Below are 15,448 nucleotides of genomic sequence, written 5' to 3' on the forward strand. Positions count from 1 at the left end.
ATCAACAACACTATGCTGAGCTGGGATGAGTACAAAGACGAAGCACCCGCCGCCCCCGAACCGCAACTGGCCCCGGTCGCTGAAAAACCCGAACTTAAAATACGCGAACCGGAGCCGGTAGCGGCCCAACCGGCCGCCCCCGCCAGCGCCGACAGCGCGCCGGCGCCCGCTGCTGACGACGCGCCGGCGGCTCCCGCCGACGACAGTACCCTGGCCGCCGCCAAAGCCGCCGTCAAGGCGCTCGACCCGGCCCCCGGACTGGAGGAGCTGGAAATGGGCGCCGCCCGGGTGATGGTTGACGACAAAGCCATGATCAACTGTCGCGCCGATCTCAACCAACTGGTGCCCTTCAAATACGACTGGGCCTGGCAGAAATACCTCGACGGCTGCGCCAACCACTGGATGCCCCAGGAGGTCAACATGACCGCGGATATCGCCCTGTGGAAAAGCAGTGAGGGTCTGTCCGAGGATGAACGCCGCATCGTGATGCGCTCACTGGGCTATTTCTCCACCGCCGACAGCCTGGTCGCCAACAACCTGGTGCTCGCCATCTATCGCCTGGTCACCAACCCCGAGTGTCGCCAGTATATCCTGCGGCAGGCGTTCGAGGAGGCGATTCACACCCATGCTTACCAGTACTGCATTGAATCTCTGGGCATGGACGAGGGCGAGGTTTTCAACATGTATCGGGAACTGCCGTCGGTCGCCAACAAAGCGGCGTGGAGCCTCAAACATACCCACTCGCTCGGCAACCCCACGTTTACCACCGGCACGGTGGAGAGTGACCGGGAACTGTTGCGCAATCTGGTCGCTTTTTACGTCGTCACCGAAGGTATTTTCTTTTACTGCGGCTTTACCCAGATCTTGTCGATGGGCCGGCGCAATAAAATGACCGGAGTGGCCGAGCAGTTCCAATATATTTTGCGCGACGAATCCATGCACTTGAATTTCGGCATCGATGTGATCAACCAGATCAAACTTGAAAATCCACAACTGTGGACCGCCGAGTTCCAGCAGGAAGTGGCGCAGATGATCCTGGAGGGCACAGAGCTGGAAATCCAATACGCCCGTGACTCCATGCCCCGCGGCGTCCTGGGTATGAATGCGGCCACCATGGAGGAATACCTGCACTTCATCGCCAACCGCCGCCTGGCGCAACTGGGTCTGCCGGAGCAATTTGCCGGTGCGCAAAACCCCTTCCCGTGGATGAGTGAAATCATGGATCTGCGCAAAGAGAAGAACTTTTTTGAAACGCGGGTGATTGAATACCAAACCGGCGGCGCCCTGAGCTGGGAGTAGGCATGACAGAGGTCGCGCCCCAACCGACCGGGGCGCGACGCCAGGGCCACTACGGCACACTCGCTTTGGAGGAAAATGTGAACAAACAACACGCCAGCCCGGAAAGCATCATCAAAGCGCTGAACCAACTCAGCCAGACCATCGAAGCCATGGCGATTGTGGTCAACCGGCTAAAACGGTCTGTGGAACATGATTCAAACCAGGCCGCAGTCGCCGCAGCGGAGGCCGACCAGCACTGCGACCGCAAATTACACTGACTCGCCACGCCGGTGCCGGGCGATCGTCTTGAACTTCACCGTCACAGAGGTTTTCAGGAAAGGGGGTATCTGTGAGCGCGCAAATCAGCGACGCCCTGCAAGAGATTCAGCAGCCGTTAACAGACCACAGCCAGAAATCAAAGTATCGCCAAGTTGCCCGTATCATCACGCATCTGCGGAATGAACTGCACCAGCAGCATCCTCAGTTGGCCATGCCCACCAGTTGGATGATTGAGTGCCTGGTCTTTAATTGCCCCGCCAGTGACTTTAACGGCGATAACTGGCAGGATATCGTCAACGCTGTTTTAGATCGTATCAGCGACGATATGGCGCGGGACTACGGCCGTGAGTGCCACTACCACCAGACCGACGGCACTACCCCGTTGTTTCCCAATCATGACCTCTACGACGAAACAGACGCCTACCATTTCTGCCAGCGCCTGTCACAGTACCTGGAAAAGGACATGGGCTAGCGCCGCGCCACCATCTTTGCGGGAGTGTCCCTATGGTAAATACGGCAAGCCCCAGTCAGGCTCTCTACCAATTACTCAACGAACAGCAACCCCAACAGGTATTAAGCTGCTCGCGAAGCGATATCCCGGCACTGGCAGCCTACTGTCAGGCGCATGACTGCGAGTTCGTCCATCTCGACCCCGCCGACGACGGTATCGACCCGAAACGCTACGATCTGGCGGTGGTCGCCGACTGTCTGGAACATCTGGATAAGGCACGGGGTACGGCATTGTTGGCACGGCTGCGCAATTTACACAGCCACCGCATCTGGGTAGTAGTCGACGAGACCGCCGGCTGGCAGTTAACGGACTTTATTGCACTGGGCTTTCAGCGCCTGCAAGCGTTCAGTGATGAATCGCAGGCCGGCGAAAAAACTCGCTGTTACTGCAGCTATGGTTATGATATCAACACCTATAACCACACCCGCACCTGGAATAACCCGCGCTTTTGGGCCAACCCGGAGAACTTCGGCAAATATTGGTGGTGAGGTGTCAGTTGGACATGACTATATAACTGACCTGCCATCTCCTAGTATCAGCGCCATATTCTCGAATCGTATGCATCTGCGGTGAATTTTTCGCCCGTCAACTCATCACCGCCGGCAATACCGTTTCCGGTAATATGGGTCGGCTATCCCGCCGGCGGGGGCAGATAAAACACACCGTTTTTTGCCAGCTTGTAGTTTGAAGGTGTTTTTCCCAGGTCGATTGCCTGATAGCCTGACTTTGACAGGTCATAGGCGAGCAAAGTGGCCGTCGGACCCAGCGATAACATAATCAGCCAACTGGTATCGTATTGCTTAATAGCACTAAGGATATGGTCGTACTTTTCAAAGGCATTCTTACCGGGGGCGTAGATAAATTCATGTTGGGCAATATTGTGAAACAAATCCTCCTCAAAGAAAAAATGGCTGTTTTTGCCCACCACAAAAACGACTTTGCGGTTATGCCATACCTGCTTCAGCAATTCGATATAGCTATCGAATGCCTCTTTTTGACTGGGAAAAATAGTAGTGATGGTAGATGAGTCGTAAGTTCTATTACAATTAAACAGCCTGAGGACTCTATTACCTCGCCTGATGATAAATTTTTTCCAGGTTTTTGTCAGATCATTTTCACTATTGATGGTATTGATACCGATTAGAATATTGTTGTCGCTGGTATTAAGAATCTGCTTCAACCTTGCGACCAGCTCGAGATCGTATTTCTGCATCGCCTTGGTGATTCCAATACAGAGATTGAATTCGCCGTCGCCAAAGCGGGCTATACTTTTTCTTTCTGCCAATATTTTCTGAATGGTCTCTGTTTCAGTTCTGACTTTGGGATAGTGATGAACAAAGTGTTCGATTTTTTTCCGATGGAGCCTGATAACCAGGTCGTCGATCTTATTTCTGACATGCGTGCGCCATGATTTGATCGGCACAAGGCCGACAAAAAGACTGGAAATCTTACGGACTATACCCCTTGGGATTTCCAGATCACTCCCCAAGACTTTTTCCCAATATCTATCTGTATGCACTGGTAGTTTTGCTCCCTGGCGGGGTTTACTAAGCCCCATAGACGTTTAGTTATATTGGTTTTTTACGCTTTCTTGCAGGATAGCGGGCGGCTTCCAAATACGGTTTCTTGGAAAGCCTCTGTAATAGTAAAAGACTGGTTGTATGTTTGACATATGCGGATTATGAGCTTTTTATTACGCAGGTTGTCGTTATTCTGCCAGCATCGTGGCTGGTTGGTTGCCACATGCCTGGAATCAGTTCCCAAAGGCCGGAACTTTACCATAGTAGCGTTAAATGTGGTACGGGTCCTTCCGCCAGCCTACTTGGCCACCAGGGCGGCGCCGGTTGGCACCGGTGGCGAGGTCGCGCCGGGCTTGGCGATACCCAGGACCGCCTGCACCACCAGGACCACCCAGATGGTGATGACCCAGGGCTTTACCCGCGCGAGACTGCGGATCATCAGTTGGTTGTCGGCGTCGGTGTAACTATCCCGCACCAGCTTGGCATAGGTGGCGCTGAAGCCTTTCAGGTTAACGCGGATCATCAGACCGCAGAAAATCAGAAAAGCAAAGGCCAGCAGTTTCGCCACCACCCAGGGGGCCTCGGCCAGTCGCCCGCTGGTGATTGAATAGATGCAGGAGACCACCAGGGCCAGGATCACCAGCCAGCGAAAGTGGAAGTCAATGCGGGTCAACGCCGGAATAAAAGCGGCGTTGTGCTTGAAATGCAGCACCAGTACCAGGCTCAGCCACACCGGACCCAGCAGTACGATGGCCGCCATCTGCCAGGGTGGGTGGGCAATACCGTTGAACTCAGTGAGCAGGCCGCCGGCGGTCAGCATTAAGCTCATGCAGATTTTCGGGATCAGATCGCAACCGAGCATAATCCTGGCGGCAGTCAAGCGGGTCTCACGGCAGAGACGCGGGTCGACGACAAAGCGGCTCGAGTAAAACACGCCCACATCACCACCGAGCCAGTAACAGAACAGGAGGATATGAATCAGCAGGGTCAACTCGTAGGCAGACAGCATTTTTTGAGACCAGCGACAACCTATACAAAATGGCTTATATTTATAACAATGGGTTTTATTGTACTGCCTCCCCGCATAAATTCAATCCAACTGAGGGAGAAACAAAGACACAGGTGAAATCTGGAGCCCTGATTAAAGACGGCGGCGATGCCCGACGCCGGGCCGGCCCAGATGAACGATAGCGCCAGTGGGATCTTCTATGCAGCCTGGCAACCAGGTTGTCGGCCCTGTTTCTGGGGTTGGTTCGACATGATTGAATCGACGCGAGATTGAACAAAACAGGGGAGATTTTACAGCGTATATTCCGTAAGGTTTCCCAATTACTCCCCAATATCTATCTATAGGCTTATATCAACACCTACAACGCACCCGGCTGTAAAACCCAGTGATCTTCCGCCCGCAAGATCCAAAACTCCGGGTCCGCGCGAGAAAAACGATAAAGGACTCGGGGTCGCTACCAGCAGCCTCGCGCACGCAAAGCTGATTAGCGCTTGGGTTTAAGTTTTACCGCGGTGCCATAGGCTAATAATTCCGCTGAGCCCTGCATAACCGGTGAAGTCGTAAATCGCATCGCCATTATCGCATCAGCACCTTTTGCCTGCGCTTCGGCGATCATCCTGTCAATGGCCTGTTCCCTGGACTCGGCGAGCATTTTTGTATATTCGGTAATCTCACCGCCCACGAGTGTTCTCAGTCCCGCCAGTATATCTTTACCGACATGTCTGGCTCTGATGGTATTGCCGCGCACCAGACCGATGGTTTCGGTAATTTCATAGTCAGACAGTTCATCCTGGGTGGTTATCAGCATTATTTATCGACCTTTTTTGAGTAATAGTCATCTTCTTTGTTGTTTAACCGTTCTCTTACAACTTTCAGCAGCAGAACACCGACACCGCCAAGCAACACCAGGCCGATAATCCCGTAGGGAAACGCAGCAACTATGCCAAACAGCATTGCCGCCAGGTAGAGAGCGGCTATGATGGCAAGTAATGAGTAACCAATTTTCTCGTAGTTATCCATAGTAGTTACCCGCCTTTCTCTCTGTAATACAGTTACGTGATAAAAACACAAACTTGTCTACTGGCCGACAGGCCAGCCATACCAAGCTGAGGTGGATGACTATACCCTGGATTCAGCGAAAAGCGGTAGCAGCAAATACCGCGCCAAAGGGTATTTTTACAAATCTTTGCAAGACCGGAGCCCGTCCGCAGACAAGTGCGGGTCATCCATCGCTTTGCAGGATGCGGTGCACGTTTGTCACCGACCTGACGGCGCCGTCCCTTCGCCAGACTTGAGCCCGGCTCGTACGGCTCTCGAAAAACAGATACTGCCGGTCCTTAAAAAAGTGGGTATAGTGGATGATCCGATACAGGGCATGTTTTTCTGTACGGACACCATAGCACACAGCATGAACAATACTGACTTAAGTGAGGAAAAAGGGCTCTACCCCCGGACTCTCGCGAGCCTGAACACTGTCTAAAAACACAGCATTGCAATAAATAATTCGTATCGCCAACATTGGAGGCGATTTGATGTGTTTATAAGCATGACGCATTCAGAAAATTGACCTAAGAAACTGATATTAAAAGGAATTTTATACTCAAGTCAAAAGCCTTGCCCGTAGCGTACAGCGCGATGACGTTTTTCAGAACGCTTGCATGGCGCTAGTTGCAATGTTTTGCAAAAACGTCGTGCGAAATCGTGCATTTGTTTAAAGGGAGATATTCATGCCAAAACTATACGAGTAACTTGGAATTGTTCTATTTTTTTACAGCAATGAACATGAACCGATCCATGTACATGGAAAATACGATGGAAAGGAGACAAAGGCTGAAATCCGTTTTTTACAGAAAAATAAGCAAAATCGTACTGAAAGACAAAGGTCCTGGTTTGGAACCCGCAAAGCGAAAAGACTTTGAGCAGTTCGTGAACGTTTACGCGGAAGAAATTGCCAACAAATGGGTAGACTACTTTGTCAAGAAAAAGTCGATGGCACCAAAAGTCATCACTTAGAAGGTGAGAAGTGTCCGAGTTATTGGTTAGTTCCGTAAGACATATAAGTCCCATATTCTCGAACTAACTTTCAATGATGGTCATGTACAACTAGTAGATAGTAGATTTTGCCCAGTTCATTTTTTCGAACGGACATCCGGACTATGATAAGTACAAGACTGAAAGTGGTTTTCTAACATACGAACTGGTTGACGGAAACCTGAATTGGGATGACTACACAATGATTTTCCCGGTAGAAGATCTGTACAGAGGTAAAATATAAAGGCATAACATGGTGTCTATACACAAACGGCGCACTGGATTCTCTCCATGTCGCACCGGTCGCCGCGTAGCGTTGGGCACTTAAACCAATCAAAAAACTCAAAGGGTGGCAAAATGAGCAATCCGGTCGGCTGGTTTGAACTTTATGTAGACGATATCGAAAGAGCTAAAAACTTTTATCAGGCAATCTTTGACACGACTCTGGAAAGACTGAGTGACCCTACGGATGCCAACGCGGAGATGTGGGCTTTTTCTTCAGATTACGAAAATTATGGCGCTGCCGGTGCGCTGGTCAAAATGGAGGGGTTTGCCGCAGGAGCAAACAGCACAATAGTATATTTTTCCTGCGAGGACTGCGCAGTGGAAGAGGCGAGAGTAGAAGCTGCCGGCGGTAAAATCCAACAGGCAAAAATGTCGATTGGCGATCACGGTTTCTGCACGCTTGCCATAGACACCGAAGGAAATATGTTCGGGCTGCATTCAAATAAATAGGTATCTGATACCTCAAAGGCCGCGAATAACCGGACCCTGCGGGCGAAAAGCCCCAGAGTTCCGGTTGGGCTAATAGCGAAAGGGGGCTCGCCAGGAGAGAATGCCATTCAAGCCGTGGTTCACTGGCCATCGACCGCACGACTTACCCAGTGAGAAGCGGTCAAACTCCGGCAGTTCGCCTTCGAGATCGCGCACATCAAAGGCAAAACTGCCAACCACACCGGCAGACGGGCGCTCGCGCGCATCCAGGCAAAGAGATGACAGTTTGGCCGGAATACCCCACAATCCACCGGCAAACAGGACTACACGTCGATGCTGACCACGAGGCGCCTATGTTGACCGAACACCAGGATCGCTGCCCTTACTGCGGTGAAACCATCTCGCTCCTGGTGGACTGCTCCGATGGCGCGCAAACCTACATAGAGGACTGCGAGGTCTGCTGCCGGCCAATTCAGGTGCGATTTTCAGTCACCGAAGCCGGTGAACTGCAGTCGGTTGACCTGTTCAGTGAAACAGATGTGATCTAGTCCCCATTCTTGTAGGAAATATCTCACAGAGATTTCAGCCATTGTCATCTATTCTAGCAACCGTTCCTGCGAGACAATACGCAGTAACAGGGAAGTACACACGGACGTCCCCAGGCCATGTAGGGTCAAGGGAAGCGACCTTTAAGATGCAAAGGAGACGCATCTATCAGGGAGCATCCTCACTCGCAGGATTGTGCGTCAGTGAGATGCAGAAGCTATGGACGGTTTTCCAAGGGAAAGGGTCGCAACGGATATTCAAGGTAGTCAACACCGGTCATGGAACAAAGGAAGCTCGCAGACTACGGCTCTTAGGGAAACTCCATTCAGGGCCAGGTCTCACGACCTGGCCCTTTTGGTTTTCTTTTTTATCTTACCGTCATCCCCCGCGGGTCAGCTTTTGTGGGTCCAGCAGCCGCTCCAGTTCGGCGCGCCCCAAATCGGTTTGCTCCTCCGCCACATCGACAATCGGACGCTCCTCCCGATAGGCTTGCTTGGCAATTTCCGCCGCTTTCAGGTAGCCGATTACCGGATTTAACGCCGTGACCAAAACCGGATTGCGAGTCAATGCCTGCTGCAAACGGGTCTCGTTAACAGCAAAAGAGGCAATCGCCTTGTCCGCCAACAGGCCGCCGGCGGCACTCATCAGTTGCAGACTGCCCAAGAGATTGTTGGCTATCATCGGCAACATCACATTGAGTTCGAAGTTGCCCGACTGGCCGCCGATACTGATCGCGGTATCGTTGCCGATAACCTGGGCGCAGACCATGGCCACCGCTTCAGGAATGACCGGGTTGACCTTGCCCGGCATAATCGACGACCCCGGCTGCAACGCCTCGAGTTCTATCTCGCCAAGCCCTGCCAGGGGTCCGGAGTTCATCCAGCGCAGATCGTTGGCAATTTTCATCAGGGTGACCGCCGCGGTCTTCAACTGGCCCGACAGCGCCACCGCGGTGTCCTGTGAACCGATGGCGGCAAAGAAGTTGTCACTGGGAGTAAACCCCAGACCGGCCATATCGCTCAACTCGCGACAGAAACGCCGGGCAAAATCCGGATGCGCGTTGACACCGGTGCCCACCGCCGTCCCCCCTTGCGCCAATCGGGTAACGGCGGACTGCAAACCCCGCAACTGCTCGATGTTCTGCCTTATCTGCGCCGCCCATCCGGACAGCACCTGATCGAGGCGCACCGGCATCGCGTCCATCAGGTGCGTGCGTCCCGTTTTGGTATACGGCACGGCTTTCCCCTTGGTATCGATCACCTCACCCAGATGCTGCAAAGCCGGCAGTAAATCGTTGACCAACCCCAACGCCGCGCTGACATGAATGGTGGTGGGAATCACGTCGTTGCTGCTTTGACCGCAATTCACATCGTCATTGGGACTGACCGCTTGCCCCAGAATACGACTCGCCAGGGTGGCGACCACCTCATTGGCGTTCATATTGGAGCTGGTGCCGGAGCCGGTCTGGAACACATCTACGGGAAAATGGGCCATAAAATCCTGCTGCAGCAGTTGTTGGCAGGCGCTTGAGATGGCGTCTCCCCGCGCCTGCGGCAACTGCCCTAAGGCTACATTGGCCCGGGCCGCAGCCCCTTTCACCAGCAACAGGGCGCGGATAAACGCCGCCGGCAGCGGCTGCCCGCTGATCGGAAAGTTATCGACGGCGCGCTGGGTCTGGGCTCCGTAGAGCGCTGTCGCGGGCACCGCCACCTCGCCCATGCTGTCTCGTTCGATACGGGTGTCTGTCATAATCGCAAGTCCTGGAGGTGTCTGAGACAGGTGCTCAACCCGGCTGATCAGCGCGGGTTCGCTCGGCCAGATAACCCTCGTAGTCCGGCACCTCACGACTGTAAGCGCAGTCCATCTGCGGCGCGGCGATCAACAGATCCGCGGAGCTGCGATTGCAGGCGACGGGAATATTCCACACGGCGGCTATGCGCAATAGTGCCTTGACATCGGGGTCGTGAGGCAGGGGTTCGAAGGGGTCCCAGAAAAAGATGAGGAAATCGATATGGCCCTGGCTGATCATGGCGCCCAATTGCTGATCTCCCCCCATCGGGCCGCTGATCAGCTTGTCGATCGGCAGCCCCAGGGCCGCCTCCACCTGCGCGCCGGTGGTGCCGGTGGCGAACAGTTGATGCGCCTGGAGGCGGTCGCGGTGGCTGCGACACCAGTCGATCATAGCGGCTTTGCGGTTATCGTGGGCGACCAGCGCGATTTTTTTTTGGGGTGGAGATGTGATCTGCTTGTAACGCACGGCTTAACCTCTCTGCCTAGTGTCCTGTCGCCACCGGCAGCACCATGACTACCGGCAAGCCGATTCCGGCCGATAATCTCCGTTGCTACCGATACACCCTGTTACTGTCGAAATCCCACAGCTGCAACCAGCAGCAACCCATGCCGGAGCCTCGGGGACTTCGCCATTATAAACAGATAAAAGCGCTGCGTTTTAATCGCGACGCAGCCTGCAACCGGCGGTCACCCCGCAGCGACCCCGGACGGGATCGCTGCCTCATAGGTATTTTCGCGCGCAGGAAAAGTTCCGGCCCGAACCTCGCGCGCAAACGCCGTCGCGGCCTGATCGATCACCTCCCGCACCGCGCCGAACTCCTTGTTGAACCGCATCGGCGCCGGGCCGGCATTGAACCCGACCATATCGTTGATCACCAGCACCTGGCCATCACAGTCGGGCCCGGCGCCGATACCAATGGTGGGAATGCCGATGCAGCGGCTGACCTCCCCGGCCAGTTCGCCGGGAATGGCTTCCAATACCAGGGCAAAGGCCCCCGCCTCTTCCAGCGCCCTGGCATCGCGCAGCAGTTGCGCGGCCGCCTGCGACTCCCGCGCCTGCACCTTGTTGCCACCCAGCACGTGGAACGATTGCGGTGTCAGCCCCAGGTGCGCCACCACCGGAATGCCCGCCGCGCTGATGGCCCGCACCGAATCACAGACCCTACCTCCGCCCTCCAGCTTGACCGCACTCACATCGCTTTCCTTGAGCAGGCGCAGTGCAGCCTGCAGCGCCTGCGGCGGCCCCTGCTGATAGGTGCCGAACGGCAGATCGACCACCACCAGCGCCTGCCGGGCACCGCGGCTGACCATCCCGGCGTGATAAATCATCTGTTCGAGCGTCACTTTGAGCGTGGTGTCGTGTCCCTGCACGACACACCCCAGGGTGTCCCCCACCAGCAGTATATCGGCGTGACTGTCGAGCAGGGTCGCCATGGTGAAGTCATAGGCGGTGAGCATAACGATTTTGCGGCCGCCCTTGCGACCGACAATATCCGGTACCCTGATGGGTTTGAATTGCTGCATAGTACCTCCGCTGCCGTGAACGGCGTATCGCTAAAAGTGGTCGTTTCGGATTGATCTGTTTCAATGGCTTCCGCTCCATCTCAACTATCTCCATCTCAACTATCTCCATCTCAACTACGCCGCGAGAATGGTCCATGCTAAGATCATAGTCAATTATAGGATTTAGTATGTATCCCTTAGAAATCCCTTATACTTGAAAGCCGTTCTATACTCGCCTGACCACTGTGAGGTGAGTTATGCGGGTTCTGGAATCCTCCTTTAGACAGAGAGCGGGGAGCGGATAATGACACTCGACGACCTGGATATTTTTATCGCCGTCTGCCAGGCGGAGAACCTCAGCGCTGTGGCCCGCGACCTGGGCTGCACCCAGCCGGCGGTCAGCCAGCATATCACCCGCCTGGAAAACGAACTGGGGACTCCCCTGCTCGAGCGCCGCGCCCGCGGCGTATCGGTAACGCCCGCCGGGCGACTGTTCTACGAGCATGTGGTGGAGGGGCTGGGCACGCTGAAACTGGGTGTGCGCCAGGTCAGGCAACTGCAGGCCGGCGAAGCCGGCGCGCTGGGTATCACCACCGGCAGCACCACCATCCGCCATTTTATGACCGATGTGGTAAGCGCTTTTCGCGAGCGCTATCCCCAGGTGCAATTGCAATTTCACTCCGCCAACTCTCACCGCCGCTGTATCGATGCCCTGCGTAACGAACAGGCCGATCTCGCGTTCGTTACCATGGGCACCCCCATCCGCGGACTCGAACAGCGGCCCGTCGTGGAAATGCCCTGGGTTCTGGTAACCCCGCAGTCCGCGGCCTGGAGTGAAAAGGACACGGTGGCGCTGCAGGACCTGAAACGTATCCCCTATATCCGCCTGAAGGAATCGTCCACCTCCCAGGGCCAGCTCGAATCGCTGCTGCTCGATGCCGGTATTCACCTGGAAACCTCGACCACGGTCGACGACTGGGATACGGCGATTTTGTTCGCCAGTATGGGGTTGGGCTGCGCGGTGACACCGGCGCTGCACGCCGAGCACCTGGCGCAGCAGCACAGCATTGCCATCTACCCGATTGAGAGCCTGCCGCCGGTGGTGTTTGGTTGGGCATCGCGGCGGTGGAAATCGCTGCCGAAAGTAGCCAGGGATTTTATCGAGATGTTTGCCGGCAATACGTCTATCGCCCCTCACTACCTGAAGAAAAATAGTGAAGTCAATCGCTGAGCGGACCGGCCAATCGGCACCTCTTTGCTAAAACACCAGGAAGTAAACGCCTCAAGCAAGTGCCGTTGGACACCGGGTGTGGATAACGTGCAAAAATCCGAAAAAATAGTTTCAAAAAAAACCAAAGCCGTCTAGAATCTACCATCGGCAGTTATGGTACCGTACCCAACGGGCGCACTGCCGGCTTCAGTTGTTGTGATCAAGTCTCAACCCTACAAGCAGACTCGCAGCAAGTAGCGTCAATAGATAGCTCGTAATAGATAGCTCGTAACAGTTAGTTTGCAAAAAAGTACCCTGTATAGTTTGCAAAAAAGTACCCTGTAAAAAGCCAGCCCGTAAAAAGCTAGCCCGTAAAAGGCATTGTCAGAAGGACGTATAGCCATGACAGTTTACAAACCTTTCCCCATGCTGCGCCGCTAATCGCGCCACCGACCGCTACGCACAACCTCTCTCTAGTTATAGCTAATCCCGAGGCGCGCCTAGCGCGTCACAGGGCCGTTGTGTGCTCGTGCAACGGAAAAAGGTCAAACAGCCCAGTGAATTAACACTTATGGATCAGGAACATCAACCTATTCCCCAGGCGGGGCAGCCCCTCAGGCAACGCTGGCAGGGGGAAATACGGGTGCTCGCGGTCTTGGGCGGGCCGATCGTCGTCACCCAACTGCTGCAAATGGCCACCGGCGTGGTCGACACGATTATGTCCGGCCGCGCCAGCGCCCAGGACCTGGCCGGCGTCTCCATCGGCGTCAGCCTGTGGATTCCCATTTTTCTCTTTTCTCTCGGCACCCTGATGGCGTTGACGCCGGTTGTCGCTCACGCGCGGGGTGCGCAACAGGACGACGAGATAGCGCCGGCCGTCTATCAGGGGTTTTGGATATCCCTGCTCGCCAGCGTTTTGATTGTGGCGCTGCTGGTCAATATCGACCCGGTGCTCGGCTGGATCAACGTCAACGATGAGATAAGGCCCATCACTGCCGGCTACCTGTACGCGATGGCATTCGGTATGCCCGCCATTCTCGGCTTCAATGTCCTGCGCGCCTATGCCGACGGCCTGTCACTGACACGCCCGGCAATGATCGCCAGCATTATCAGCCTGGCCGTGAATGTACCGCTGAACTACGTCTTGATCTACGGTAAGTTGGGCTTTCCGGCGTTTGGCGGCGTCGGTTGCGGCTGGGCCAGCGCCGCGGCGCTGTGGGTCAGTTTTGCCGTCATGATCGGCTATGTGGCCCTGGCTCGCGGTTTTCGAGGCACATGGCTATTTACCCGCGTCCACCCACCGCAGTGGCAGCAAATAAAGGCCTTGTTGAAACTCGGCGTGCCGATCGGCTGCAGCTACCTGGTCGAATCCAGCATGTTCTCCGTGATCGCCCTGTTTCTGGCCGTTTACGGCGCCGTGGTAGTGGCATCGCACCAGATCGCCCTGAACGTGGCATCCCTGGTCTTTATGATACCGCTCAGCCTCGGCCTGGCGCTGACGATTCGCGTGGGTTTTTTGAGCGGCGCCGGGCAACCGCTGGCAGCGCGTTTTTCAGCGTTTACGGGCGTCGCACTGGCGCTGATTTACGGCACTGTCAGCGCCGTCTGCCTGTGGGTATTCGCACCCACCATCGTCTCCTGGTATACCCCCGAGTACCAGGTCCAGCGCCTGGCCGCGGAACTGCTGGTGTTGGCGGCGGTATTCCAGCTCACCGACGCCGTGCAGGTAACCTGCGCCGGCGCCCTGCGCGGTTACAAAGACACCGCCGTGCCCATGGTGATGACCGTCGTTGCGTTCTGGTTGCTGTGCCTGCCGCTGGGCTATGGTCTGGGCATGACCGATTGGTTTGGCCCGGCCCTGCAGGCCAGGGGGTTTTGGATCGGACTGGTGTTGGGGCTTTCGGTGGCGGCAGTGTTTCTTTCGACCAGGCTTTATCTACTCAGCCGCCGCAGAATATTGCCGCCGCAGACCGGCCATGGTTTCAGTGCCCAGGTGCGGTAAGATAGCCCGGCCTGCGCCGAATGGCATTACGGCCTGCTACCCGGAACCGGAAGATATTTTGCCTAGACGAATGGAATGGATGCGATATTGAAATCTTCACTCCCGCTCAGCCGCGGCCGCCTGCTGTTGATGGGTGCCGGTTTGGGCGTTCTCGGCACCGTGCTGCTGACAGTGCAGTTACCCGGGGATGATCGTTTTACCCGAGCCCTGCAAAATGCCGGGCATGCGGGCCTGTTTGCACTGCTGACGATCGTCGTACTGCCGGCAATGCGCCCGGCAAACACAGCCGCCCCGTTGCGCCCGCTGGTCGTTATGTTTGTACTCGCCTGTCTGGCGCTGGGTGTGGGAGTGGAACTGGTGCAGTCGTTTATCGGCCGCCAGGCCTCCTGGAAAGATATCGCCCTGAATATGGCCGGCGTCGGCATCGGACTGTGCCTGTTGACGAGTTTCAGGCCCGGCTCGTCCCTGCCCTTGCGCGCCACCGCGGCGTTTGTCTGTTTACTGCTGTTGGCGGCGAGCTTTACCGACCCCGCCTTGTGGTGGTACCGGCAACTGCAACGCGACCGCCAGTTTCCCGTGATAGCCGCCTTCGAGTCGCCCTGGGTCAATCGCTTTGCCTCATCGAGCTACGGTAGCCAGCTCGCTATAGTGCCGGCGCCGGCGGCCTGGTCGCAAAACCTTTCGCAGGTGGCGCGGCTGACACTGCGCCGTCGCGGGCCCTGGCCGGGCCTGGCCCTGGTTGAGGTCTATCCCGATTGGCGCGACTACCGCTTCCTGTCTTTCGAAATCTTTTCGGCCAACCCCGATCCCCTTGACCTGTCCCTGCGCATTCACGATAAATCCCACGACTATAGACACGCCGACCGATTCAATCGACAACTGCGCGTCAACCCCGGCGTCAACCGTTATACGATTCCCCTGGAGGCCGTTCGGCAGGCACCCGCCGGCCGCGATATGGATATGCGCAATGTTCACACCCTGGTCTGGTTCTCGCATCGCCCCCGGCACGAGAAGGTGATTTTCTTTGATAACGTGAGGTTGTTGTAGGGATAGG

The 15,448-nt window shown here is 55.7% G+C and carries 17 protein-coding genes; 10 read left to right on the plus strand and 7 right to left on the minus strand.

Annotated elements, in window-relative coordinates:
* Positions 1–12: 12 nt before the first annotated feature.
* The 4 genes from FKG94_RS04405 (at position 13) to FKG94_RS04420 (ending at position 2,556) form a co-directional block, all read left to right on the plus strand.
* Entirely contained in the window at positions 13–1,299 is a 1,287-nt protein-coding gene (locus FKG94_RS04405) for a ribonucleotide-diphosphate reductase subunit beta (protein WP_142902972.1), read from the plus strand.
* A 2-nt stretch (positions 1,300–1,301) separates the two neighbouring features.
* A complete protein-coding gene (locus tag FKG94_RS04410; RefSeq protein WP_142902973.1) occupies positions 1,302–1,556 on the plus strand; it encodes a hypothetical protein in 255 nt (84 codons plus the stop codon).
* Positions 1,557–1,627: 71 nt separating this feature from the next.
* A complete protein-coding gene (locus tag FKG94_RS04415; RefSeq protein ID WP_142902974.1) occupies positions 1,628–2,029 on the plus strand; it encodes a nucleotidyltransferase-like protein in 402 nt (133 codons plus the stop codon).
* A gap of 32 nt (positions 2,030–2,061) precedes the next feature.
* Positions 2,062–2,556, plus strand: a complete 495-nt coding sequence (locus FKG94_RS04420; RefSeq protein WP_142902975.1) for a DUF6231 family protein — start codon at positions 2,062–2,064, stop codon at positions 2,554–2,556.
* 143 nt (positions 2,557–2,699) lie between these two features.
* On the opposite strand, the gene FKG94_RS04425 is transcribed toward FKG94_RS04420, so the two are convergent.
* From FKG94_RS04425 to FKG94_RS04440, 4 genes are all read right to left on the minus strand, one after another.
* Positions 2,700–3,587: a GT-D fold domain-containing glycosyltransferase gene (locus tag FKG94_RS04425; RefSeq protein WP_179957485.1), complete on the minus strand. Its 888-nt coding sequence runs from the start codon at positions 3,585–3,587 to the stop codon at positions 2,700–2,702.
* A gap of 299 nt (positions 3,588–3,886) precedes the next feature.
* Positions 3,887–4,597 carry a hypothetical protein gene (locus FKG94_RS04430; protein WP_218943427.1) on the minus strand — a complete coding sequence of 237 codons (711 nt, stop codon included), beginning with the start codon at positions 4,595–4,597 and terminating at the stop codon, positions 3,887–3,889.
* 484 nt (positions 4,598–5,081) lie between these two features.
* Positions 5,082–5,405 (minus strand): YbjQ family protein, encoded by a 324-nt coding sequence (locus FKG94_RS04435; RefSeq protein ID WP_142902977.1) that lies wholly within the window; start codon positions 5,403–5,405, stop codon positions 5,082–5,084.
* Positions 5,405–5,617 (minus strand): hypothetical protein, encoded by a 213-nt coding sequence (locus FKG94_RS04440; protein WP_142902978.1) that lies wholly within the window; start codon positions 5,615–5,617, stop codon positions 5,405–5,407. Before FKG94_RS04440 ends, FKG94_RS04435 begins: the two co-directional genes overlap by 1 nt.
* Before the next feature lie 792 nt (positions 5,618–6,409).
* Here FKG94_RS04440 and FKG94_RS29695 point away from each other — a divergent pair.
* From FKG94_RS29695 to FKG94_RS04460, 3 genes are all read left to right on the plus strand, one after another.
* Positions 6,410–6,610 carry a hypothetical protein gene (locus FKG94_RS29695; RefSeq protein WP_246124924.1) on the plus strand — a complete coding sequence of 67 codons (201 nt, stop codon included), beginning with the start codon at positions 6,410–6,412 and terminating at the stop codon, positions 6,608–6,610.
* 375 nt (positions 6,611–6,985) lie between these two features.
* Positions 6,986–7,363, plus strand: coding sequence for a VOC family protein (locus FKG94_RS04455; RefSeq protein WP_142902979.1), 378 nt, complete (start codon positions 6,986–6,988; stop codon positions 7,361–7,363).
* Between the two features lie 257 nt (positions 7,364–7,620).
* Positions 7,621–7,890, plus strand: a complete 270-nt coding sequence (locus tag FKG94_RS04460) for a CPXCG motif-containing cysteine-rich protein (RefSeq protein ID WP_425460028.1) — start codon at positions 7,621–7,623, stop codon at positions 7,888–7,890.
* A 376-nt stretch (positions 7,891–8,266) separates the two neighbouring features.
* On the opposite strand, the gene FKG94_RS04465 is transcribed toward FKG94_RS04460, so the two are convergent.
* From FKG94_RS04465 to panB, 3 genes are all read right to left on the minus strand, one after another.
* Positions 8,267–9,637 (minus strand): class II fumarate hydratase, encoded by a 1,371-nt coding sequence (locus FKG94_RS04465; RefSeq protein ID WP_142902981.1) that lies wholly within the window; start codon positions 9,635–9,637, stop codon positions 8,267–8,269.
* A 34-nt stretch (positions 9,638–9,671) separates the two neighbouring features.
* On the minus strand, positions 9,672–10,145 hold the full coding sequence (locus FKG94_RS04470; protein ID WP_142902982.1) for a methylglyoxal synthase: 474 nt from the start codon (positions 10,143–10,145) through the stop codon (positions 9,672–9,674).
* 221 nt (positions 10,146–10,366) lie between these two features.
* Positions 10,367–11,203 carry a 3-methyl-2-oxobutanoate hydroxymethyltransferase gene (gene panB, locus FKG94_RS04475; protein ID WP_142902983.1) on the minus strand — a complete coding sequence of 279 codons (837 nt, stop codon included), beginning with the start codon at positions 11,201–11,203 and terminating at the stop codon, positions 10,367–10,369.
* Positions 11,204–11,486: 283 nt separating this feature from the next.
* On the opposite strand from panB, the gene FKG94_RS04480 reads away from it, so the two are divergent.
* The 3 genes from FKG94_RS04480 (at position 11,487) to FKG94_RS04490 (ending at position 15,441) form a co-directional block, all read left to right on the plus strand.
* Positions 11,487–12,413 (plus strand): LysR family transcriptional regulator, encoded by a 927-nt coding sequence (locus FKG94_RS04480; RefSeq protein ID WP_142902984.1) that lies wholly within the window; start codon positions 11,487–11,489, stop codon positions 12,411–12,413.
* A 550-nt stretch (positions 12,414–12,963) separates the two neighbouring features.
* Positions 12,964–14,394 (plus strand): MATE family efflux transporter, encoded by a 1,431-nt coding sequence (locus tag FKG94_RS04485; protein WP_142902985.1) that lies wholly within the window; start codon positions 12,964–12,966, stop codon positions 14,392–14,394.
* Positions 14,395–14,481: 87 nt separating this feature from the next.
* Positions 14,482–15,441: a VanZ family protein gene (locus FKG94_RS04490; protein WP_179957486.1), complete on the plus strand. Its 960-nt coding sequence runs from the start codon at positions 14,482–14,484 to the stop codon at positions 15,439–15,441.
* Positions 15,442–15,448 lie beyond the last annotated feature (7 nt).

Origin of the sequence: Exilibacterium tricleocarpae (genome assembly GCF_007004655.1) — a bacterium.
GTDB lineage: Bacteria > Pseudomonadota > Gammaproteobacteria > Pseudomonadales > Cellvibrionaceae > Exilibacterium > Exilibacterium tricleocarpae.